We start from the raw sequence: 21,068 nt of genomic DNA, 5'->3' as shown, positions 1-21,068 counted from the left end.
CCTACACCTCGATCTGTGAGCCCATGATGACCGTGCGGCCCCGGGGCAGGCCGAAGTATTCGGCGGCGTCGGCGGTGATGTGGCTGGTGGCGATGAACAGGCGTTTGCGCCAACGGGCCATGGTCGGTTCGGGGCCGGGGCGGAGTTCGATGGTGGACAGGAAATACGAAGCCTGCGCCAAGTCCAGCGGGCCTTCGGTTTCGGCGGGGTCGAGCAATGCGAGTGCGGCTGGAACGTCGGGGGTTTCCATGTAGCCGTAGCGGGCGGTGACGTGGATGATGCCGTCTTCGCGGTAGTCCAGGTGGTCGATGATGATGCGCTGGTCGACCGGAACTCGCGGGACCGGTTCGGTTTTGATGGACAGGAATACGACCTGCTGGTGCCGTACGTGGTTGTGCTCGACGTTGGCGCGCATGGCCAGGGGAGCGGTTTCCTTGCCGCGGTTGAGGAATACCGCGGTGCCGGGGACGGTGACCGTTGCCGGTACGCCGTCCTGCAACTGGTCGATGAACACGCGCAGTGATCCTTCGCGCTGTTCACGGTCTGTGGTGACGATTTCGCGGCCGCGCTGCCAGGTGGTCATGATGGTGAACGCGGTAATGCCGATCAGCAGCGGCAGCCAGGCTCCGTGCACGAGCTTGGTGAGGTTCGCGGCGACGAACAGCAGGTCGACGATCAGCAGCGGGATCGCGCCGAGGGCAATGAGCCACATCGGTGTATGCCATCGTGCCCGTGCGACATAGAAGAACAGCAGGGTGGTGATGGTGATGGTGCCGGTCACCGCCATACCGAAGGCGAAGGCCAATGCGGCCGAGCTGCGGAAGGCGAACACCAGCGTCAGGACAGACACCATCAGCAGCCAGTTGATCCACGGCACGTAGATCTGCCCGATGGTCGATTCGGAGGTGTGCGCGATCCGCAGCCGCGGTAGGTAGCCGAGCTGGGCGGCTTGGGCGGCAACGGAATACGCGCCGGTGATCACCGCCTGCGAGGCGATGACGGTGGCCGCGGTGGCCAGCACGACCATCGGCAGCCGGCCCCAGCCGGGGACGAGCAGGAAGAACGGTGCGCCGGCATTGGCCGGGTCGTCGAGGATCAGCGCCCCCTGTCCCAGATAGCTGAGCGCGCACGCCGGGAAGACGAGGAACAGCCAGCCACGGGTGATGGCGCGCCGGCCGAAATGCCCCATATCCGCGTAGAGCGCCTCGGCGCCGGTGACCGCGAGCACGATCGCGGCGAGTGCGAAGAACGCGATTCCGAAGTGGCCGAACAGGAATCCGAGCGCATAGGTCGGTGAGAGCGCCTTCAGGATTTCCGGATGCTCGGCGATGCCGGTGACGCCCAGTGCGCCGATGGTCACGAACCACACGATCATCACGGGTCCGAACATGCGGCCCACCGCCGCGGTGCCGCGCCGCTGTACGAGGAACAGCCCGATGATGATGACCGCCGTGATCGGCACGACCAGCTCCGCGAGCGAGGGCTGTACCACCTTCAGACCCTCGACGGCCGACAGCACCGAGATCGCCGGAGTGATCATGCTGTCGCCGAAGAACAGTGACGCACCGAAGATTCCGAGCGCCGACAGCGCGAGCGCCGTGCGCCGCCCGCCCGGCGCGACCCAGCGCCGCAGCAGCGTGATGAGCGCCATGATGCCGCCCTCACCCTCATTGTCGGCGCGCATCGCCAGCAGGACGTAGGTGACGGTGACGATGATCATGACCGACCAGAACACCAGCGACACGACACCGAACACGTTGTCCCGGCTCACCGGAACCGGATGCGGGTCACCGGGATCGAACACCGTTTGCAGGGTGTAGATCGGGCTGGTGCCGATATCGCCGAACACCACACCGAGCGCACCGACCACGACCGCCAGCCGGGCCGTGTCGTGCGCGGCGGACATGCCCGGTGTCGACTGCGGCGCGGGGGTGTCACCCGTTGTCCCCGTAGGTCGCTGCTCGGTCACAGTGGTACCTCCTCCGAGCGGGCGGCCGTGCGGATGCCCGCGAATCGTGCCGGACGTTACCGGCTCGCGGGCACGACGTCCGACACGCCCTTATTCCAGCGCGGCGGTGACCACTGCAACGGCCGAAACGGGTGTCGGCCAACGCGACCGTGGTGCCACGGTCAAGCTCGAGACGTCGCGGCAAGCCCTCCCGCCCTGATGCGGCGCAAGCTCAGCACTCGGCCGGCGGCTCTTCCCAGGACCGAGCGATGCTCTGCAGGTCGGCCACCATCGTGAGGAGTCCTGCTTGCGGCGGTGTTCGACAGTGCTCGTGCGACCGCCTCGCCCCTGTCGGTCAGCCGCAGCGGCCCGGGAATCGTCAGGGGCTCGTCCCAACTGCCGTGGTCATCTGTGGCGAGGAGTCCACGCGCCGCGATCAGGCGGAGAGCCGACGCCAGATCCACGCCCTGCGCCGGCACGAATCTCTGCAGCAGCGCTGTATTGCAACCGGATTCGGAAAGCATGTCGAGGATCTCGACGACGTGGCAATGGGTTGCCAGCTCGTCGAGCAGCATCGGGTCATCGTGATCGCCGACCATTCGAACCATCTCCTCGTTGCCCGGAAATACTCCGGACGGAAGATGGAAGTTAGGCGCGTTCGGGCGGTGGCAACAGCTGCTTTGACGCACCCTTGGCGCTGTCGACCTGGTTCTTTGCAGGATCTATACGACCTGATGACGAAGCCGCCGCGGCCCTTTCGGGATCGCGGCGGCTCCTGTCCTCGGCGCACCCGTGACATGCCGGTGACGGGCTACGCCGGAGGTCGGTCAGCGCTGGCCGGGCTTGTGGCCGTGGTTCGCCTTCGTCTTGCGGCGGGCGCGCTTCTTACCGGCTCGTTTGGACATGTATTCCTCCCGGAGGATCCCTGACCGGGTCAGGCAGTGTGGGTGAGCTGGTTGCTCCATGCGGCGAGCCGGGTGCGGGCACGCGAATTACGCACCAGCGCTGCAGCTTTCGTAGGCTCCGTGCCCTCGTAGTAGCCGCCGTTCATGACCGGCGTGCTGGGTGTGGCCAGCTGCACCAGTAGGGCTATCGCCGTCGGCGATCACCCGCTGCGCCGTCGCGAAACCGAGGCGCGTATCGGCCCCGGTCACGAGGACGGTACGGGCACTGGACAGGGTTGCGGACATAGCTCTCCGATCAAGGAAGGGGTGGCCCGCGCCGAGGCGCGGAAGCACACGAGAAGTTCGCGATGACACTCGCGGAAAGGTGTGGAACGTCGCACTGACACTGGCGACACCGCGGCGCAGATACGCTGCGCCGCAAGGAATATGACGAACCAGCTAGGCCGGACTCGGCGGCTCGTCCTCACTCTGGAAGCCGAATTCCACCGAACTCACACCCCGGAAACCGTTGCTGCTCATCCCGCGGCCGCGCTGGAGAACACTGGACCAACGCGGCCGAGCGAACCGCCGGAAACACCGCGACCGGGCGGATCGGGTGGTTCATGAATTGAGATGGCAACGGCCGTGTGCCCTACGCCATACCCTACGTTGATGCAGGCCGAGACGAGCGTGCATCTCGATCGCGAACAGGCCGCCCGTCTGAAGGAAGCCGCCGAAACGATGGGGGTCGGAGGCCGATCTGATCCGCGAGGGTATCGACCTCGTACTGTTGCGAGCGCATACGGTCCGCCCCGGCCGCCCGTGGTCGTCGTTCGATTCCGGCGATCCTCGGTTCGCTGCCGACAGTGAGGACATGCTCGGCAAGGCGTATGAGGGGTGAGCTGCTTCATCGCCGGCGCACAGGCCATCATCGCCGCCCTGGGTCCTGTTCAGGGCGATTGAACCGCCGATAGCTATCGGTGAAAATGGACAGCGCCGCCTTGTACCGATACCTCTGAGAAGAGCGCTGAATGTGGTTGCAACTGGTGCTCATCGCGCTGCTGGGCATTGCGGTGATCACTGTGTCGCGGCGGCTGTGGCCCGCCCGGAATCGAGGCCTGGGCGCCGACGTCGCCGACAATGACAACGACCCCGCACACGAGTGGGGCGGACTGGCCGGGCTACTGGTCGCAGGGTTCCAACGCTTCGTAACCCCGAGAGTATGGCCACGGATCCAGCAACGACTGGACAGCCAGCGGGAGCGGCGGGAGCGGCGGCGACGTTGAACCTCCTGGCCCCTCGGCATGGATCGATCGAATCGGGTGGGTGGTGAATCCTTTTCGCGGTTGGTTGCTCTTATGGGGGTGCGGGCATCCGGGTCGGCACGTGGAGGAAGGGTTCTCATGACCGTAGTGGTCGTTGCCGTGGTTGTTGCGGCTGTGTCGGTTTGTAGTTGTGTGCTGTTCCTGCGTAATCGGAAGCGGTCGCGTGGGTAGGGGCACGCCGGCCTCGTGGCCTGCGGCGGACATTGTGGTCGCGGCCCAGGGCGGGGATGAGGCGTCGATTGCGGCGTTGGTTTCCGGTGCGCATCCGCATGTGCGGCGGTTCGCGTATTCGCTGTGCGCGAGTAGCCAGGATGCCGAGGATGCGGCGCAGGAGGCGATGATCGTGCTGTATCGCAAGATCGGAACCCTGCGGGCCACGGGTGCGCTGGCCTCCTGGATGTTTCGGATCGTGCGCAACGAATGCTTGCGGCGAGTCGCGGACATGGCCCGGCGCTCCGAAACGAGTGCCGAGGCGTGCACCGCCTCGGCCGAGGACGACGTGCTGGCGCGGCTGGAGATCGAGCGGGTGGCCGCGGCCATCGCGGCCTTGCCCGCCGATCAGCGCCGGGTACTGATCATGCGTGACGTTCAGGGCCTGCCGGGAAGTGTGGTGGCCGAATCGGTCGGGCTGAGCACGGCGGCGATGAAGTCTCGGCTGCACCGTGCCCGCACCACCGTGCGCTCCGAACTGGATGCCTGGAAGGAGGCGGCAGCGGAATGACCAGTCGTCTCACCTCCGGTGAAAGGTCTTTCGCCAGCAAGTCCCTTCCTGCCCATCTGGCGCGAGGAGTCATCGGATTCGGGCTGCTCGCCGGATCGCTCGCCCTGGCACCGGTTTTCGGCATACCGAGTCTGCTACTGCTGCCGATCGGTGTCCTGGCCCTGCGCGGCTGTCCCATGTGCTGGGCGATCGGCCTGATGCAGACGATCTCGCGAGGCCGCCTGCAACGCTCCTGCACCGACGACGCCTGCCACCTGACCCGCGTCGAAGGGAGCGTCAGGCGCGGGCCACGCGCACCGACACGGTGATCGCGGCCGCGCCCACGATCGCGCCGGCGGCAATGAAAGCCGTTGCCGCCCAGCCTAACCAGCTCACCGCTGCCGCGCCGAACGCGGTCCCCACACTGCCGCCGACGAAGTACACCAGCATGTACGCGCTGTTGAAGCGAGCTGTCGCGTCCGGATCGATGGCGAGCACGGTGCTCTGATTGGCGACCTGCGCGGCGAACAATCCGGCATCGAACAGGCCCAAACACGCCACCGTGACAACGGTATTCGACAGGCTCGTCGCGAGAATCACGGTCGCGGCGGCCGCGAGCCCGAGCCCGGCCAGGATCACCCGGCGTGCCCCGACCCGATCGGTCCAGGCCCCAGCGACCCGTGTCGCCACGATGCCGAGCAGTCCGGCGCAGGCGTAAAGCCCGATGCGCTCGGCGGAATACGAGAACGGCGGTTCCGACAGGGCCACCGCCACTCCGGCCCACACCGCACAGAAGGCGAAGAACCACAACGCACCTCGCCCGGCCGCCAGCCGCAACACCGGGAACCGCGCGTACAGCGCCGGCAGTCCACGCAGCAGCCCCAGGTAGCTGGTGCCGGCGTTCCCGGTTTCGGCGGGCAGCACCGCGCGCGCCGCGACCGCCACCACCGCGCAGGCCGCCGCCAGCAGAAGCAGCATGCCGCGCCACCCGATGGCATCGGCCAGCCACCCGCCCACGATGCGCCCCAATAGAATTCCCGCCGAGATCCCTGCCGTGACCGCCCCCAGCACGGTCGCCCGCCGCGCCGGTTCCGCGAATCGGCCTGCCACCGAACTCAATTGGGCCCCGACCGTGGAGCCCGCCCCGATCACGCCGATGGCGAGGCCGAGCAGCCATGGTGACCGCACCGCCGCCGCCCCGGCCAGCGCGACCCCCAGCGCCCAGAACTGCACCGCCACCACCGTCCGCGGCGCCACCCGATCCACCAGCGGCACCAGCAGCGCGAGCCCCACCATGTACCCCACCGGCCCGCACGCCAACGCTCCCCCGACCTCGGCGAGCGACGCCCCGAACGACCGGGCCACCGCCGCGATGGCCGGTTGCAGCGGATAGATGCCGGCAGTCCCCAACGCGGCCGCGACGGCCATGAACCACACCACCGGCGTCCGCAGGCCCGTAACCCGTTCAACGGCAATCAGTTCCGTTTCCATACTCCTGACGCTACGAACACCCCACCCGTACGGCTGGCGAGAATCAGACAGCACCGTCAGGCCGGCAGCGGCGTGACGGCGGTGCGTCAGCGCATTCCTTTTACTCCGGTGCGGGTGTGTCTGTTTCGCGACGACGGGGGTGTCGCCCAGGTGGTCGGTGACGGCATGTCATCGTCCGGCGTCGGTGTCGATCTGCTGGGCACGGCGCAGTAGGAGAGGGTCGTGGGCGTTGATCAGCAGCAGGTCGGGCGACTGTCTGGTCCATAGCTCGGCGAGGCGTTCGTGGTTGGCGCGAACTGCGTTCATGTCGTGTGCGACAAAACGTTCCATTGCGGTCAGGGCGAGGGGCACCGGGGTGAGGCCGTCGATCTGGCCGTGGTGGTAGAAGGAGTCGCGGGCGTGGAAGATCCATCGTTCGCCGGTGTCGACGGCGATGGCGGCGTGGCCGCGGGTGTGGCCGGGCAGGCTGATCATGACGAGGCCGGGGGTGATCTCGGTGAGTTCCTTGGCGGCGGCGAAGCCGTACCAGGGATCGCCGTCGCCGGGGGTGTGGCAGACCAAGGTCGGGTGGTGGTCGCGGTGGGTGGGCAGGTAGCGGGGCTTTTCGACGAAACCTGCCGGCTGCCGGGCCGCGTTCGCTTCATCGGCAGTGAGATGAACTGTTCGGCGGCATCGCTCAAATCGGTTACGTGGTGCGCTGCTCGAGGACGGTGAGCTGGTCGAAATAGATCCGCTCGATCGCATGCCGGACTCCAATATCCACAGCGTGGGTTTTATTCCAGCTCACCCGCGCGGGGATCGTCGCTGCGACGCTCACGGTGATCGACGGCGACGGAATCGACGCTGTCGGGATGCGCGCGGTCGCACGCGAGCTCGGTGTCGAGCGGTCCATCTGATGCGGACGATGGTGGCCGCCCTCATCGGCACCCTGCTGCGCGAAGTCAATGCCGGCCCCACCTACGGAACCAGCGACATCGCCGGGATCGCCGCGCGCCGGGCGACGCTCGAACAGTCGGGACTGCCCGCCGTCGCGGAAGTCGCTCCCTACCTGGCGCGATTCGACAAGCGGGAGGAATTCGACTACGCGATCGATCTGGCGCTCGACGCGGTCATCGCCCGCATCGACGGTTCGACGCGGAACTCCCGGTAGTCGGCGCAGTCGCAGTCCTCACACGGATCCGAGATGAGCCAGGGCTGCCTCGGCGGCGTTGGCGCCGCACATGCCGTGGGCACCCGGGCCGGGTGGGGTCGCGGCGGAGCAGATGTACATGCCTGGAATCCCGATCGCATACGGGGACAAGGTGATTCGTGGGCCGAAGACGAGCTGGCGAATGTCCTTGGAGCCGGTCATGATGTCGCCGCCGGTGAAGTTCGGGTTGTGGGTGGCGAATTCGGCGGTCGGGCTGACGGTGTAGCCGATGACACGGTCACGGAAGCCGGGAGCGAACTGCTCGATGCGCCCGATGATCGCCTCGGTGGCATCGCCGGTATAGCCGTGCGGGACATGCGCGTAGGCCCACACGGGGTGGACATCGCCCACCGAGCGTTGCGGGTCGGCCAGATATTGCTGGCCCACCAGGACGAACGGTCGCTCGGGCAGCCGACCGGCATGGATATCGCGCTCCGCAGCGGCGACCTCGGCGAACGGACCGCCCAGATGGACGGTCCCGGCGCGGCGGGCGTCCGGATTGGTCCAGGGCACACCCTCCGCGACCGCGAAGTCGACCTTGAACGCGCCAGGTCCGCGCCGGAATCGCCGGTACGCGTGGGAGATTCGCGACGGCAGCCGGTCGCCGAGGATCTCGGCCACCGATTCCGGGGCGAGATCGAACATGGTGAGGTCGGCCTGCGGCAGATGGGTGGCCGTCTCGATCCGGACGCCGGTCTCGATCTTGCCGTCGAGGTCGGCGAGCAGGGCCGCCAGCGCGTCGGCGATGGCCTGCGAGCCGCCGGCCGCCACGGGCCACCCGTAGCGGTGCCCCGCGGTCAGGATGCCCAGGCCGATGGCCGAGGTCATCGGCAGGTGCAACGGCCGGAAGGCATGCGCCGCAATACCTCCGAACAGCGCCCGCGCCTCCTCGGTCCGGAAGATCCGGGCCAGCGCCGAGGCGGGCAGCGGGGTCGGTGCGCCGAAGCGGGCCAGGGTCAGCGGGTGCCGGGGCACCCGCAGCAGGGGTTGCAGGATGTCCTCGGCCAGGGCGTCGTAGCGGGCGGCGGGCCTGCCGAACAACGACGTCCACCGCTGCCCGTCGCGGCCGAGTCCGGCGGCGGTGCGCTCGACCGACCGGTGCAGGACGCCGGCCCGGCCGCCGTCGAGGGGGTGTACGCAGTCGATCTCCGGTGTGCGCCAGGACAATCCGTATCGGTCGAGTCCGAGTTCACGCAGGAACGGCGAGCCCGCGGCCATCGGGTGGACCGCCGAGCAGTGGTCGTGCAGCAGTCCGGGAACGATGGCCTCGACGGTGCGGGTGCCGCCCCCGATCTCCTGGTCGGCCTCCAGGACGGTGACCCGCACGCCCGCCCGGGCGAGGGCCACGGCGGCGGCGAGTCCATTGGGCCCGCCGCCGACAACGGTCGCGGTGGTCATGCCAGCGCTCCGTAACCGTGCTGCCGCTGGTCGCGAATCTCCGCCGGGCCGCGCACTTCCGGCTGCGGCCGGGTCCAGGTGACCGCCAGCCGAATCGGGCCGTTGGGCAGCCACGGCTGCTCCGCCACGGCGTCGGCGACCCTCCAGGTGCCCCGCTCGATCACCCCGAGTGCGGCGTCGATGACCTGGTAGTGCTGCACCTTGCTGCCCCACGCCTGCGATTCCACCCAGACGGCGATCGCCTCGCCCGGTTCGAAGCGGGCTTCGCGCTGTACGGCGGCGATGAAGTCCGCATTGTGCAGGTGCCCGTCGCCGAAGTTGAAGCCGATCACCGAGTTGCAGAGGAATTCGCCCTCGCGCACGGTGCGGGCATCGATGTCGGGCAGGTTCTTCAGCAGCACCGAGAACAGGCCGCGGCCCTGGCTGTGCATGGTGCGCCAGGCGACGACCTGCTGCATGGTCACCTCGGCCCACGCGGGCTCGTAGCCGAATTCGACGAACTGGTCGACCTGGTTCTTGGCGGAGCGCGTCACCCTATCCAGTTTGCCCTCCGCGCCGGGGGCGAAGGCCCACACCGCCGAGGCCCAGTTACCGGCGTACTGCCGCATGGACGGCAGGAACGACACCTTGTCGGGCCGGAAATTGCCGAGGATCGGGAAGACCAGCAGCCCGGCGATCAACCCGAGTGCCAGCCACGGCGAGGAGAGGTCGAAGACGCCGTAGCCGTGCCAGTTCGGGAAGCCCAGGAACAGGAACACCGTCGCGTAGGCGAAGAGCACGTTCCATTCCAGCGGCACCGCCAGCGGGAAGGTCGACACGATGAACAGGTGGAAGATCACCATCACCGCGACGGCCGCCAGGGTGAGCCAGCGGTTGGTGGAGAACAGCAGCACCAGCGGCGTGATCACCTCGACCGTGGTGCCGCCGACGTGCGCCATCACATCGGCGATGCGGGACGGGCGCAGATCGCGCGGGAAGTCCCGGTAGTGCGCTCGTTTGAACCAGGTGAACGCTACCGACGGACTGTTGCTCACCATGGGCGGCACCACCTGCGAGAAGTGTTTGCCGAACTTGGAGACACCCGCGCCCACCCACACGACGACGATGAGCAGTTTCAGCGCGATGATCATGTCGACGAAGGGCAGCACCGCGAAGAAGAACAGTGCGGGCAGGTACTGTTCGCCACGGGCGGCCAGGAAAATGGTCTTGTCCCGCAACCCGTTCAGGACGAGCAGCACGATCGGCGCGATGAGCAGCGCCGGATTCACCAGGCCGGAGGTGTTGCCCGGTACCGCCGCCGACAGCGAATCACTGTGCACGCCAGGCGAGAACAGCGCGACTGCGACGCTCACCAGCAGCGCGATGTACAGCGTGATGTCGAACCAGCCGCGCCGGTCGCCCGCGGTGAACGGCACCCACGTCCACGGCCGCAGCCGGATGGTGCGCGGCCGCGCCCAGAACCGGATGCCTCCGGTCATTGGTTTCACCTTGCCCGCCAAGGGCCCCCACGAGCCGGCGATGCCGATACTCTCCAGCAGGACGGTCCACAGGATGACCTTCTGGTAGACGATCGGCTGGTTCCACCACTCGCTCACGTGCCAGAACGCGGGCAGGTGCGAGGTGGTGGTGGCGACGACGATGCCGCCGAGGGCGTACAGCACGATCAGCTTCAGGATGTAGATCGTGTGCACCATGCGCGGCGAGCCGAAGCCGTGTTCGGCCCAGTTGACGGCCAGGATCCGCATGCGCTCCATGAGCGGCAGCCGCAGGAAGTGCTCGGGCTCCACGGCGGGCAGATCGGGTTCGATGAATCCCATGACGATGCTCCTTGCTGAAAAGTGGTGGGAATCAGAACGTTTGCGCGTCGAGTCGGCGCAGCGCGGGTTTGTCGATCTTGCCGACCGCGTTCTTGGGCAGCTGGTCGAGAATCGAGATGGATACCGGCAGTTTGTATTTCGCCAATCCCCGGCGGGCGTGCTCTCGAATGCCGTCGGCGTCCAGGGCAGCGCCGGTGGTGAGGGCGGCGAACAGAATCGGCTGTTCGCCGTAGACCGGGTCGGGCCGGCCCACGACGGCCGCCTCGGCGATCTCGGGCAGCTGGTAGACGACGGTCTCGATCTCCTTGGGGTAGATGTTCTCGCCGCCGCGGATGATCATGTCCTTGGCCCGGTCCACCAGGACCAGATAGCCGTCCTCGTCCAGCCGCCCGATATCGCCGGTGTGCAGCCAGCCGTCCACGATGGTGGCGGCGGTGACCTCGGGCCGATTCAGATAGCCGCGCATGACATTCGGGCCGGAGATCAGGACCTCGCCGGCCTCCCCTACCGGCGCGTCCTCACCGTCCAGACCGAGGATGCGGATGCGCTGGCCTGGCAGCGGCAGACCGACCGTGCCCGGCTTACGTAGTCCGGCGATCGGATTGATCGTGCTGGCACACGTGCCCTCGGACAGGCCGTAGCCCTCCACGACCGGGATGCCGTAGCGGGCCTCGAATTTCGCCAGTATCCCGATACTCGCCGGGGCGGCCCCGCAGATGCCGAAACGCACCGACGAGGTGTCCGGGCGTACGTCCACTGGCCGATCGGCCAGCAAGGCGTAGATGGTCGGCACGGCGGAAAAGTATGTGGGCCGCGCCTTTTCGATCCGGTCGAAGAAGCTGCCCGCGTCGAACCGGCCCGCGACGGTGGTGCGCCCGCCAGCCAGTAGCGGGGACAGCACGCTCACCACGATCCCGTTGACGTGGAACAGCGGCAGGACGAGCAGGCTGTGGTCGCTCTCGTCGAGATCCAGCGCGTCGATGACCATGCCGCACATGGCGAGCAGGTTGGCGTGGTCGAGCATGACCCCTTTGGGCCGCCCGGTGGTGCCGCTGGTGTAGATGAGCAGGGCCGGCGCGCCGGGGTCCGCGTCGATCGGCTCGACGCCGATGCCAGGGCCCGCGAGCAGCTCGCCCAGCGGGACGACCGCGCACGCGGGGCCATCGAACGGCGCATCGGTGACCATCGCCTTCGCGCCGGCGTCGGCCACCTGGAAGGCGATCTCGTCGGCGACCAGCGCCGGATTCACCGGTGTGACCGCCGCACCCAGCCGCCACGCGGCGAACAGCGTCACCACCAGGTCCGCGGTATTGGGCAGCCGCACCGCGACCACGTCGCCGGCGCCGACACCGTGGCCGCGCAGGGCCGCGGCGGCCCGCTGCACCGCCGCGAGGAACCGGGCGTTGTCGAGATCGGCCCAGTCGTCGGCGAGGGCGGGGGCGGTCGGACGGGCAGCGGCCCTGCGATCGGGTAGTGCCGGGAGGTTCATGAGTTATGTCCTTGCGGGAGAAAAAGTGATGGCGACCACGGTAGAAATCGCCGGCCCCCGCGCCACCGTCGTGTGTGAACGAAGTTCCGGACCGTATTTGTCGCCGGGAGACAAACCCGCTCGGCGAATCGGCCGCCACCGCGCGGTCCCGGATCTACCGTGGAGGGGTGACGGTTGCGCGGCGCGACGGCGATGTCGCGGTGGGCCGCTATGTGGAAGCGATCGCCGCCCGGTTGAATGCCAGGGTGACGCAGGTGAGCGCCGCCATTCGCGACGCGCTGGAGGACGACATCGTCGTGCTGCGTGGCGATATCCGCACGGTGGACCTGCTCGGCGCGAGCGTCGAGGCCAATGTGGACACCGTGCTGCACGCCATGCGCCACGACATTCCGGTGGACCGCATCCAGGCCCCCGGCGCGGCCGTCGAGTACGCCAGACGTCTTGCGCAGCAAGGTGTTCCGGCCAATGCGCTGGTGCGTGCCTATCGGCTCGGGCAGCGCCGGATGACCGAGATGGTGTTCACCGAGCTGCACACCATGGACATTCCGGCGGCCGAGCGTGTCGCCGCCATCGAGCGCATCACGGCGATCCTGTTCGAATACATCGACCGCATCACCGAGCAGGTCGTGCTGATCTACGACGACGAGCGCGAGCGCTGGCTGGAGAGCCGGAACAGCCTGCGCGCGCTACGCGTCCGCGAATTGCTGACCAGCCGCAAGACCGTCGACGTGGACGCCGTCTCCACCGCCCTCCGGTATCCGCTGCGCTGGCATCACGTGGCGCTGGTGCTCTGGTATTCGGACTCCGAGGACGACGAGATCCCCCGCCTGCAGCAGTTCGCCCGCGAGCTCGGGCAGGAGCTGACCGTGGAGGCGAATCCCCTGTTCGTCGCCACCGATCCGGCCAGCGCGTGGGCCTGGCTGCCCTATCGCGCGGATCCCGGCGATCCCGTCGCGCGCATTCGGGCCCGGGTCTCCGCCGAGTCCGGCCCGCCCGGTATCGCCATCGGTCCGGCCCAGCCGGGCCTCGACGGCTTCCGGGCGTCCCATCGGCAGGCCGAGCGAGCCCACGGGGTAGCGCTCGCCCGCGGACTGCCGAATCCGCTGCTGGCCGCGTGGGAACCGGGTCTCGCGGCGGCGGCGCTGCTGGGCGGCGATCTCGGCGAAACCCGCGAGTGGGTGGGCGAGGTGCTGGGAAATCTGGCCTGCGACACCGGCAATGACGAACGCTTGCGCGAGACCCTGCGCGTATTCCTGCGCAGCGGTTCGAGTTTCAAGGCCGCGGCCGGTGAACTGGATCTGCATTTCAATTCCGTGAAGTACCGCGTCGGCCGGGCCATCGAGCGCCGCGGCCGGCCGATCACCGGCGATCGGCTCGATGTCGAACTCGCCCTGCTGGCCTGCCACTGGTACGGCCCGGCGGTGCTGCACCCGCAGGGCTGAGATCGCGAGCGGCCGCCGCACGCGGAGGACAAGACCGCGACTCATCTTCGTCTCCGCGACACAATGGCAGCGGCGCGCCGGCGGCCTACCTTCCTTGCCATGAATTCCCCCAATTCCACGAGGAGTGACTCATGGTGACCAATTCCGACTACGCCGCCGAACCCGCACAGGCCGACGAACTGGCCGCGCCGCTGGATCTACTGCTGACCGGCTCGGCAGTCGGCATCGGCCGCCGGATGCTGCCCAACAATTCCTGGAGCCGGCTGGCCGTGCACCTGGCCCGGCGGCCCCGTGCGGTGGGCGGGCGGGTGTCGGCGCTGCGGCACGAGCTGACGGATATCGCGCGCGGACGGTCCGAACGGGCTCCGGCCAAGGCCGACAAGCGCTTCGCCGATCCGGCCTGGCAGAGCAATCCGATCCTGAAGCGCAGCATGCAGGCGTATCTGGCCGCCAGCGACACCGCCGAGGAACTGCTCACCGATGCGCACCTGGATTGGAAGGACGAGCAGTGGATGCGCTTCGTGATCGACAATGTCCTCGAAGGGGTGTCGCCGAGCAACAATCCGCTGCTCAATCCGCTGGGCTGGAGGGCACTGGTCGACACCGGCGGGGCGAGCGCGGTGCGCGGACTGCGGCGCTTCGTCGGCGATATGGCCCGGGCGCCCCGGGTTCCCGCCATGGTGGAGCCGAACGCCTTCACGGTGGGCGAGAACGTCGCGGTCACGCCGGGTTCGGTGGTGCTGCGCACCGAGGTCTTCGAGCTGATCCAGTACGCACCGCAGACCCCGCGAGTGCATACGGTCCCCTTGCTCATGGTGCCGCCGGTGATCAACAAGTACTACATCATGGATATCGCGCCGCACCGCAGCATGATCGAGTACTTCCTGTCGCAGGGCCAGCAGGTGTTCGCCATATCGTGGCGTAATCCCTCGGCTGCGCAACGGGATTGGGGCTTCGACACCTACGGCCAGGCCATCATCGACGCGCTCGGCGCCGTCGAGACGATCACCGGTTCCGAGCGCACCCACCTGCAGGCGTCGTGCTCCGGCGGCATTCTGGCGGCCATGACCGCGGCCCACCTCACCGAGATCGGGCAGGATCACCGGCTGGCCGGGCTGACCCTGATGGTGACCGTCCTCGACCAGGCCCGCGCCGGATTCGCCGCGGCCGCCATCGACGAGGAGACCGCCAAGACGGCCATCGCGGTCTCGCAGCGCCGGGGCTACCTGGACGGCCGCGCGCTGGCCGAGGTGTTCGCCTGGCTGCGGCCCACCGATCTGGTCTGGCGGTACTGGGTCAACAACTATCTGCAGGGCCGCGCGCCCGCGCCCTTCGATGTGCTGTTCTGGAATGCCGACACCACCCGCATGACCGCCGCCCTGCACCGCGACATGGTGCTGATGGGTGTGCACAACTCGCTCACCGTCCCCGGAGGGGTGCACATGCTCGGTACGCCCGTGGACCTGTCGCGGGTGACCGTGGACACCTACGTGGTGGCCGGGCTCGCCGACCACATCTCGCCGTGGCAGGCCTGCTATCGCAGCGCCCGGCTGCTGGGCAGCAAGGATTGCCGATTCGTGTTGTCCACCAGTGGCCATATCGCCGCGCTGGTAAATCCGCCCGGAAATCCGAAGGCCGCCTATCGCGTCGGCGCGCCCGACGACGCCGATCCGGCCGCCTGGGTGGACAACGCTGCGCAGCAAGCCGATTCGTGGTGGCCGGACTTTGCACAATGGCTCGCCGAACGCAGCGGACCGGACAGGGACGCACCGGCGACACTCGGCGCCCCCGATCTGCCGGCGCAGGACCCGGCCCCCGGCACCTACGTGCTCACTCACTGAAAGGCATACCGTGACAACACGACTCGACTCACCCGCCGACCTGATCGGCCTGACCGGACAGCAGCTCGGTACCACCGAATGGATCGAGATCACCCAGCCACAGGTGCAGCTGTTCGCCGACGCCACCGGCGATCACCAATGGATCCACACCGATCCGCGGCGGGCCGCCGACGGGCCCTTCCACGGCACCATCGCGCACGGCTATCTCACGCTCTCGCTGGCGCCGGTGATGATCGCCGACGTCCTCGAGATCCGCGACCTCACCGCGGCGCTGAACTACGGCCTGAACAAGGTCCGCTTCCCCGCGCCGGTGCCGGTGGGGTCCAAGATTCGGGCGGTGGTGACGCTGAACACGGCCCAGCGGAAGACCTCCGGCGTGGAGGCGGTGTTCGGCCTCACCTATGAGATCGACGGCAGCAACCGCCCCGCCTGCGTCGCCGATGTCGTGGTGCTCTACCCGTGAGCACGCCGATGCCCGCCGACGACGTCGAGCAGCGGCTCATTCCCGCACTGGGACAGCAGATTCGGGTCCGGGTGCACTGGGGCGAGGGTGTTCCGCTGGTGCTGTGCAACGGGATCGGGGCCGCGTTCGAGGTGCTCGATCCGCTGGTCGCCGCCCTCGACCCCCGGACCACCGTGGTGCGGTTCGATGTGCCGGGCACCGGCGGCTCGCCCGATTCGCCGCTGCCGTACGGATTTCCGTATCTCGCCGCGGTACTGGGCGAGCTGCTGCGCAAACTCGGCATCCACGGGCAGGTCGATGTCCTCGGCCTCTCCTGGGGTGGCGCGCTGGCCCAGCAGTTCGCCTTCCAGCATCCACGCCGGTGCCGCGCCCTCAGCTGGCGCCGGTCATCGAGTCCTTCCGCGCCGACCTGAACCGGCGGACCGGGCACGGGAATTGCTGGGCGGCAACGACGTCCCGATAGGGCACACAGCGGTCCGAATCGACCGCACCGCCCGCGGCATCAAGAGACGACGCGGGCGGCATTCGTCGGCCGGACCGCGGACTACCTGGCGGGTTCGGGGTGGGTCGTCGGGGTGTGGACGATGTCGAAGTAGACGGTCTTGTCGTCGGCCGTGGGATAGACGCGGTAGGTGAAGTCTTTGTCGTTCAAGGTGACGATGTCGACCACGCGGGTGAATTGTTCTCGGCCCGCATCATTTTTCGCGATGATGGTGCGAGTTCTGCCGTCCGGGGAGACGGACCAGTCGCCGTGCATTTTCGGGGTGTCGTCGAGGTTGAACATTGTGAAGGTGCCGTCGGGCTTGAAGTAGGCGAAGCCGACGTAGTTCTTGACATTGTCGTCGGTGAGGGGGACCGCGGCGCCGTGGGCGTCGGTCGCGGAGGTGGTCTCCCAGGGTGTGGCGGCCAGTATGGCGGCGGGCGAGCCCGGCGTGACCGCCGCGGATGCCGAGGTGGGCGCCGCACCGGAGGTGGTGGCCGGGATCGGCTCGCTACTGTTGCTACTGCAAGCGCCGAGCAGGCCGACCGCTGCGAGGGCCACGGCAAGAGTCGCGATCTTTCTCGTCATCCCTTTACCTGTCATCGGACTCACTGTAGTTATCCGGCGGTGAGACTCCGTTCAACGAATCGCACCGCGAAGGCTCGGGCCATGCTGGACAAGGCCGGCCGGTCAGCTGCCGGGCCCCGCCGGAGATGCCTCTCCGGAGGATGGGCCCGGCCGCCTGACCGGCCGGGTCGGGTTCGTCGACTCAGTTGCCCTGGGCGGCAACCGAAATCGGCTGCCACTTACGCCAGGTCTCCAAGCGCGATTCGTAGTCCGCGGTGGCGATGGCCAGCGGAATCTCGCCGAGGAAGATGCGCAGCGGGGGCTCGTCGGCGTCGACCACGGCGAGAATGGCCTGACCGGTGGCGCCGGGGTCACCGCGGCGAACCGATGAACGCTGGGCGGCGCGGGCCTCACGGGAACCGTCATAGGCAGGATTCGGGGTGGCGTGCCGCGAGGACGGACCGGCCCAGTCGGTGTCGAAGCCGCCCGGCTCGATGAGGGTCACATGAATGCCGAAGGGCGCGACCTCCTGGGCCAGCGACTGGGACAGGCCCTCGAGTGCCCACTTCGAGGCGTGGTAGGCGCCCAGATTCTGGAAGGCGGAGATGCCGCCGATGCTGGAGACCTGCAGGATGTGGCCGCTGCCCTGCGCGCGCAGGATGGGCAGCGCGGCCTGGGTCACCCACACCGCGCCGAACACATTGGTCTCCAGCTGATCCCGGAGCTCCTGTTCGGTGAGTTCCTCGATCATGCCGAACTGGCCGTAGCCGGCATTGTTCACGACGATGTCGAGGCGTCCGAAATGGTCGGCCGCCTGCTGCACGGCGGCGAAGTCGGCCGCGCGGTCGGTCACGTCGAGCCGCAGCGCCAGGAAGGTCTCCGGATACTTGGCGACCAGCTCGTCGAGGGTGCTCAGATCGCGCGCGGTACCCGCGACCCGGTCCCCCCGCTCCAGTGCGGCGAGCGCCCATTCCCGCCCGAAACCCCTTGATACACCGGTGATGAACCACACTTTGCTCATGTTCTCCGACCCTAAACAGCTGGAGTGCACTCCAAGCAAGGGTCGAGATGGTTGCGCCCGGATATATATGCCGATTCCGCCACGCGCGCATATTGCGAGCCGGGTCACAACTGTGGCAAAGTGAGCTCGGCAATATTGAGACTATTCGGTCTCACAATGGGGATCAGGGTGAGGAAGTGGGTCGATGAAGACCAGGCGACTGACCGGGCGGTTACTGCGGCTCGGGACGGTGTCCATCAGTGCACTGGTGGTGACGGGACTGACCGTGGGACCGGCGCCGGCCGATCCCGCCGCGCCCGTCCTGCCCTCGATTCAGCCGGCGCAGATCCTGCCGCTGCCACCGGAACTCGATCCGGGCTTCTACCAGCCGCCCGCCGACGTGGTGGCGGCCGCCGCACCCGGTGAGATCATCGCCGCCCGGCAGGTCAACCTCGCCAACTTCGGCCTGATCCCGCTCAATGTGGATGCCTGGCAGGTCTCCTACCGCTCCAACAACGGTCGCGACGAGGCGATCCCGGCGGTGGCCACCCTCATCAAGCCGCGCGGGGTCGCGCCGGCGCCGCGCAAGCTGCTCTCGGTGCAGATCGCCGAGGACTCGACCCAGGGATACTGCAGTCCTTCCTATGCGCTGCAACATCTTTCGGCCGCGCCGTTCGTCGGGCAGATCGTCGCGCCCGCCGAGTTCCTGTTCGCGCAGGCCGCGCTGCAGCAGGGCTTCGCGGTGGTGATCCCCGATCACGAGGGCCCGAATTCGGCCTATGCGGCAGGCCCGCTGGGCGGCCGCATCACCCTCGACGGCATTCGCGCCGCCACCTCCTTCGCGCCGCTCGAGGTCGGCGCGGGCGCGCCGGTGGCCCTCTACGGCTACTCGGGCGGATCCATGCCCACCATGCACGCCGCCGAACTGCGCAAAACCTATGCGCCGGAACTGAATATCGTCGGCGCGGCGTCCGGCGGCACCGGCGCGGATCTGGGCGCGACCCTGCTCATGGCCAACAACCAGGCGACCGCGGGCCTGGTGCTCGGCGCGGTGCTGGGCCTGTCGCGCGAGTATCCGGATTTCAACGCCCTGCTCGATCAGAAGCTCAATCCGCTCGGGCAGTTGCTGCGGACGGTGAAGGCCCCGTTCTGCGTGCAGTACCAGACGGCGTTGCTGCCGTTCCTGAACATCACCGGCATGATCAATTCGCCCGACCCGCTGCAGGAACCGGCGGTGCAGGCCATGCTCGAGGACACCCGCCTGGGTAAGAGCCTGCCCGATATGCCGCTGTTCATCTGGCACTCGCACTGGGACGAGATCCTCCCGCTGTCCTCGACCAACCAGCTCGTCGACACCTACTGCCAGCAGCCCGACGCGCAGGTGACCTACACCCGGGACTGGGCCAGCGAGCACATCCTGGCCGAGGTCACCGGCGGCCCCGCAGCTCTCATGTGGCTCTTCGATCGGCTGAACGGCGTTGCGGCGCAACCGGGTTGCTCCACCACCGACATGCCGTCCATGCTCGGCACCCCGGGCGAGCTGCAGACCCTCGGCGACACCCTGGGCGAGACCTTCGCCTCCTTCTTCGGCAAGCCCATCGGGGCCTGACCGACCCGGCCCATCGGGGCCCGGCCGACGCCGGCGGTGCGGGCCCAGTCCAGGTGTAGCAATGTGTCAGCTACCTTGGACTGGGCAGAGGAAATCGACTCCGTGGAGGGTGAGCATGCTGCATACAGATATCCCCACGCGCGGCGAGATACTGGCGCTGGCGTCGACCACCGGACCGTGGTGCGTATCCGTCTACACCCCGACCGAGGCGGATACCCCGACCCCGGACAAGAACCGGTTGGCCTTCGAGAACCAGGTGAAAGAGGTGCTCGACCGGGTCACCGACAAGCAGGCCCGGATCGCGCTGACCGACGCCTTCGCGGACCTCGTCGACGACGAGGACTACTGGCGCTTCCAGTCCCGGACCCTGGCCGTGCACGCCACGCCCGAGGGCATGCGCACCTACCGCCTGCCGAACCGGCTCGAACCCAGCGCCACCCTCGGCGACCGCTTCTACATCAAACCGCTGCTGCGGGCGGTGACCTTCCCGCAAACCGCCTTCGTGCTGGCCCTGTCCGAGAACGCGGTGCGGCTGGTGGAGGTCGCGGCCGAAGGCCCGGCCCAGGAGGTGGCGGTCGCCGGACTCCCGACCGATCTGAACAAGTACCTGGATCTGCCGCCGCTGGGCCGCAGCCCGCACGGCCGCCTGCAGGGCAGCGAGGGCCGCAAGGTGCGGGTGCGGCAGTTCTGCCGGGCCGTCGACCAGGCGCTGCGGCCGGTGCTGGCCGGTCACGACATCCCGCTCATCCTGGCTGCCGCCGAACCGACGGATTCGCTGTACCGCTCGGTCGACAGCTACCCGCTGCTGCTGGCCGAGGGCATTCCCGGCAATCCCGAGCACCTCTCCGACGGCGACCTCGCGGCCCGCGCCCGGCAGCTGCTCGATCAGCACTACGCCGCCGAATTGGCCGATGTCCGAAGCGAATTCGAGAAGCGCCGCAGCGACGGCCGCGGCGTCATCGATCTCTCCGACATCGCCCGCGCCGCCACCTACGGCATCGTGCACACCCTCTTCGTCGATATCGACGCGTCGGTTCCCGGCGCCGTGACCCAGGACGGCGCGCTCGCCGCCGCCACAGGCGACGGCGAGGCCCCGGGCGTCCTCGACGAAATCTCCAGGCGCGTGCTCCTTTCCAATGGCCGCGTGCTGGCCGTCCGCGGCGACGACATTCCCGACGGCGCACACGCGGCGGCCGTCCTCCGCTACGCGCCCTAGTCCCGCCCGATTACGCCGGGATCACACCCGTTACCCGCACCCGACCGGTCCACCGGAACCGGGTGCGGGTAACCGCGTTTTCGCTGGTCCAGCCCCGGCGCCGGGCCCGGCCCAGGTCCTGGTGCGGTAACGACTCATTCGATCAAGTAACGTTCGAATCTCCTGTGACGACGTCTCCGGTGGTAGACGGCCCGGGTGCGCGCAGGGC

The 21,068-nt window shown here is 68.3% G+C and carries 21 protein-coding genes and 1 pseudogene; 10 read left to right on the top strand and 12 right to left on the bottom strand.

Annotated elements, in window-relative coordinates; translation table 11 throughout:
- Nucleotide 1: 1 nt before the first annotated feature.
- The 4 genes from ACFXN1_RS08170 to ACFXN1_RS08155 all read right to left on the bottom strand — a co-directional run bounded on the left by ACFXN1_RS08170 (nt 2) and on the right by ACFXN1_RS08155 (nt 3,029).
- Nucleotides 2-1,906, bottom strand: a complete 1,905-nt coding sequence (locus tag ACFXN1_RS08170) for a potassium transporter Kup (RefSeq protein ID WP_379442690.1) — start codon at nt 1,904-1,906, stop codon at nt 2-4.
- A gap of 224 nt (nt 1,907-2,130) precedes the next feature.
- Nucleotides 2,131-2,556: a hypothetical protein gene (locus ACFXN1_RS08165; protein WP_379463525.1), complete on the bottom strand. Its 426-nt coding sequence runs from the start codon at nt 2,554-2,556 to the stop codon at nt 2,131-2,133.
- A gap of 219 nt (nt 2,557-2,775) precedes the next feature.
- On the bottom strand, nt 2,776-2,853 hold the full coding sequence (locus tag ACFXN1_RS08160) for a 50S ribosomal protein bL37 (RefSeq protein ID WP_379463528.1): 78 nt from the start codon (nt 2,851-2,853) through the stop codon (nt 2,776-2,778).
- Nucleotides 2,854-2,882: 29 nt separating this feature from the next.
- Complete coding sequence (locus tag ACFXN1_RS08155) at nt 2,883-3,029, bottom strand: hypothetical protein (RefSeq protein WP_379442692.1); 147 nt, start codon at nt 3,027-3,029, stop codon at nt 2,883-2,885.
- Between the two features lie 834 nt (nt 3,030-3,863).
- On the opposite strand from ACFXN1_RS08155, the gene ACFXN1_RS08150 reads away from it, so the two are divergent.
- The 3 genes from ACFXN1_RS08150 (at nt 3,864) to ACFXN1_RS08140 (ending at nt 5,186) form a co-directional block, all read left to right on the top strand.
- The gene (locus ACFXN1_RS08150) at nt 3,864-4,118 is read left to right on the top strand and encodes a hypothetical protein (protein ID WP_379442657.1); all 255 of its coding nucleotides are present in this window, start codon (nt 3,864-3,866) and stop codon (nt 4,116-4,118) included.
- Between the two features lie 202 nt (nt 4,119-4,320).
- Complete coding sequence (locus ACFXN1_RS08145) at nt 4,321-4,878, top strand: RNA polymerase sigma factor (RefSeq protein ID WP_379397412.1); 558 nt, start codon at nt 4,321-4,323, stop codon at nt 4,876-4,878.
- Nucleotides 4,875-5,186 carry a hypothetical protein gene (locus ACFXN1_RS08140; protein WP_379442659.1) on the top strand — a complete coding sequence of 104 codons (312 nt, stop codon included), beginning with the start codon at nt 4,875-4,877 and terminating at the stop codon, nt 5,184-5,186. The genes ACFXN1_RS08145 and ACFXN1_RS08140 overlap by 4 nt, the downstream gene beginning before the upstream one ends.
- On the opposite strand, the gene ACFXN1_RS08135 is transcribed toward ACFXN1_RS08140, so the two are convergent.
- From ACFXN1_RS08135 to ACFXN1_RS08125, 3 genes are all read right to left on the bottom strand, one after another.
- Nucleotides 5,155-6,348, bottom strand: a complete 1,194-nt coding sequence (locus tag ACFXN1_RS08135; protein ID WP_379442660.1) for an MFS transporter — start codon at nt 6,346-6,348, stop codon at nt 5,155-5,157. The genes ACFXN1_RS08140 and ACFXN1_RS08135 overlap by 32 nt on opposite strands.
- A 168-nt stretch (nt 6,349-6,516) precedes the next feature.
- A complete protein-coding gene (locus tag ACFXN1_RS08130; RefSeq protein ID WP_379442662.1) occupies nt 6,517-6,909 on the bottom strand; it encodes a hypothetical protein in 393 nt (130 codons plus the stop codon).
- Between the two features lie 124 nt (nt 6,910-7,033).
- On the bottom strand, nt 7,034-7,240 hold the full coding sequence (locus tag ACFXN1_RS08125) for a hypothetical protein (RefSeq protein WP_379442664.1): 207 nt from the start codon (nt 7,238-7,240) through the stop codon (nt 7,034-7,036).
- A 3-nt stretch (nt 7,241-7,243) separates the two neighbouring features.
- Between ACFXN1_RS08125 and ACFXN1_RS08120 the strand changes: the two genes are divergently transcribed.
- Complete coding sequence (locus ACFXN1_RS08120) at nt 7,244-7,498, top strand: hypothetical protein (RefSeq protein WP_379442666.1); 255 nt, start codon at nt 7,244-7,246, stop codon at nt 7,496-7,498.
- An 18-nt stretch (nt 7,499-7,516) separates the two neighbouring features.
- Here the strand turns inward: ACFXN1_RS08120 and ACFXN1_RS08115 are convergent, their stop codons facing one another.
- Genes ACFXN1_RS08115 through ACFXN1_RS08105 form a run of 3 tightly spaced genes read right to left on the bottom strand, consistent with a single transcriptional unit; the run spans nt 7,517 to nt 12,241 of the window.
- The gene (locus ACFXN1_RS08115) at nt 7,517-8,935 is read right to left on the bottom strand and encodes a phytoene desaturase family protein (protein WP_379442668.1); all 1,419 of its coding nucleotides are present in this window, start codon (nt 8,933-8,935) and stop codon (nt 7,517-7,519) included.
- Nucleotides 8,932-10,752: a DUF3556 domain-containing protein gene (locus tag ACFXN1_RS08110; protein ID WP_379442670.1), complete on the bottom strand. Its 1,821-nt coding sequence runs from the start codon at nt 10,750-10,752 to the stop codon at nt 8,932-8,934. The genes ACFXN1_RS08115 and ACFXN1_RS08110 overlap by 4 nt, the downstream gene beginning before the upstream one ends.
- 31 nt (nt 10,753-10,783) lie before the next feature.
- Nucleotides 10,784-12,241: a class I adenylate-forming enzyme family protein gene (locus ACFXN1_RS08105; protein ID WP_379442672.1), complete on the bottom strand. Its 1,458-nt coding sequence runs from the start codon at nt 12,239-12,241 to the stop codon at nt 10,784-10,786.
- Between the two features lie 167 nt (nt 12,242-12,408).
- On the opposite strand from ACFXN1_RS08105, the gene ACFXN1_RS08100 reads away from it, so the two are divergent.
- From ACFXN1_RS08100 to ACFXN1_RS08085, 4 genes and pseudogenes are all read left to right on the top strand, one after another.
- Nucleotides 12,409-13,683, top strand: a complete 1,275-nt coding sequence (locus ACFXN1_RS08100; protein WP_379442674.1) for a PucR family transcriptional regulator — start codon at nt 12,409-12,411, stop codon at nt 13,681-13,683.
- 131 nt (nt 13,684-13,814) lie between these two features.
- Nucleotides 13,815-15,524, top strand: a complete 1,710-nt coding sequence (locus tag ACFXN1_RS08095) for a PHA/PHB synthase family protein (protein ID WP_379442676.1) — start codon at nt 13,815-13,817, stop codon at nt 15,522-15,524.
- A 10-nt stretch (nt 15,525-15,534) separates the two neighbouring features.
- Entirely contained in the window at nt 15,535-15,987 is a 453-nt protein-coding gene (locus ACFXN1_RS08090; protein ID WP_379442678.1) for a MaoC family dehydratase, read from the top strand.
- 8 nt (nt 15,988-15,995) lie between these two features.
- Nucleotides 15,996-16,361 (top strand): annotated as a pseudogene (locus ACFXN1_RS08085) (alpha/beta fold hydrolase); the annotation flags it as partial.
- 170 nt (nt 16,362-16,531) lie between these two features.
- Here ACFXN1_RS08085 and ACFXN1_RS08080 read toward each other — a convergent pair.
- Both ACFXN1_RS08080 and ACFXN1_RS08075 read right to left on the bottom strand, forming a co-directional pair.
- Nucleotides 16,532-17,071, bottom strand: coding sequence for a DUF4822 domain-containing protein (locus tag ACFXN1_RS08080; RefSeq protein WP_379442680.1), 540 nt, complete (start codon nt 17,069-17,071; stop codon nt 16,532-16,534).
- A 166-nt stretch (nt 17,072-17,237) separates the two neighbouring features.
- Nucleotides 17,238-18,056 carry an SDR family oxidoreductase gene (locus ACFXN1_RS08075; protein WP_379442682.1) on the bottom strand — a complete coding sequence of 273 codons (819 nt, stop codon included), beginning with the start codon at nt 18,054-18,056 and terminating at the stop codon, nt 17,238-17,240.
- 184 nt (nt 18,057-18,240) lie between these two features.
- Between ACFXN1_RS08075 and ACFXN1_RS08070 the strand changes: the two genes are divergently transcribed.
- Both ACFXN1_RS08070 and ACFXN1_RS08065 read left to right on the top strand, forming a co-directional pair.
- Entirely contained in the window at nt 18,241-19,644 is a 1,404-nt protein-coding gene (locus ACFXN1_RS08070; RefSeq protein ID WP_379442684.1) for a lipase family protein, read from the top strand.
- Nucleotides 19,645-19,759: 115 nt separating this feature from the next.
- A complete protein-coding gene (locus ACFXN1_RS08065; RefSeq protein ID WP_379442686.1) occupies nt 19,760-20,860 on the top strand; it encodes a hypothetical protein in 1,101 nt (366 codons plus the stop codon).
- Nucleotides 20,861-21,068: the final 208 nt, after the last annotated feature.

This window comes from Nocardia sp. NPDC059154 (assembly GCF_042755705.1).
GTDB lineage: Bacteria > Actinomycetota > Actinomycetes > Mycobacteriales > Mycobacteriaceae > Nocardia.
This window is presented reverse-complemented; position numbering and strand designations above follow the sequence as displayed.

Bases quoted from the DNA above. Each gene is read 5' to 3' on its own strand.
- ACFXN1_RS08170 (WP_379442690.1), bottom strand. From the start codon at position 1,906: ATGTCCGCCGCGCACGACACGGCCCGGCTGGCGGTCGTGGTCGGTGCG.
- ACFXN1_RS08165 (WP_379463525.1), bottom strand. From the start codon at position 2,556: ATGGTTCGAATGGTCGGCGATCACGATGACCCGATGCTGCTCGACGAG.
- ACFXN1_RS08160 (WP_379463528.1), bottom strand. From the start codon at position 2,853: ATGTCCAAACGAGCCGGTAAGAAGCGCGCCCGCCGCAAGACGAAGGCG.
- ACFXN1_RS08150 (WP_379442657.1), top strand. From the start codon at position 3,864: ATGTGGTTGCAACTGGTGCTCATCGCGCTGCTGGGCATTGCGGTGATC.
- ACFXN1_RS08140 (WP_379442659.1), top strand. From the start codon at position 4,875: ATGACCAGTCGTCTCACCTCCGGTGAAAGGTCTTTCGCCAGCAAGTCC.
- ACFXN1_RS08135 (WP_379442660.1), bottom strand. From the start codon at position 6,348: ATGGAAACGGAACTGATTGCCGTTGAACGGGTTACGGGCCTGCGGACG.
- ACFXN1_RS08125 (WP_379442664.1), bottom strand. From the start codon at position 7,240: ATGGACCGCTCGACACCGAGCTCGCGTGCGACCGCGCGCATCCCGACA.
- ACFXN1_RS08120 (WP_379442666.1), top strand. From the start codon at position 7,244: ATGCGGACGATGGTGGCCGCCCTCATCGGCACCCTGCTGCGCGAAGTC.
- ACFXN1_RS08115 (WP_379442668.1), bottom strand. From the start codon at position 8,935: ATGACCACCGCGACCGTTGTCGGCGGCGGGCCCAATGGACTCGCCGCC.
- ACFXN1_RS08110 (WP_379442670.1), bottom strand. From the start codon at position 10,752: ATGGGATTCATCGAACCCGATCTGCCCGCCGTGGAGCCCGAGCACTTC.
- ACFXN1_RS08105 (WP_379442672.1), bottom strand. From the start codon at position 12,241: ATGAACCTCCCGGCACTACCCGATCGCAGGGCCGCTGCCCGTCCGACC.
- ACFXN1_RS08095 (WP_379442676.1), top strand. From the start codon at position 13,815: ATGGTGACCAATTCCGACTACGCCGCCGAACCCGCACAGGCCGACGAA.
- ACFXN1_RS08080 (WP_379442680.1), bottom strand. From the start codon at position 17,071: ATGACAGGTAAAGGGATGACGAGAAAGATCGCGACTCTTGCCGTGGCC.
- ACFXN1_RS08075 (WP_379442682.1), bottom strand. From the start codon at position 18,056: ATGAGCAAAGTGTGGTTCATCACCGGTGTATCAAGGGGTTTCGGGCGG.
- ACFXN1_RS08070 (WP_379442684.1), top strand. From the start codon at position 18,241: ATGAAGACCAGGCGACTGACCGGGCGGTTACTGCGGCTCGGGACGGTG.
- ACFXN1_RS08065 (WP_379442686.1), top strand. From the start codon at position 19,760: ATGCTGCATACAGATATCCCCACGCGCGGCGAGATACTGGCGCTGGCG.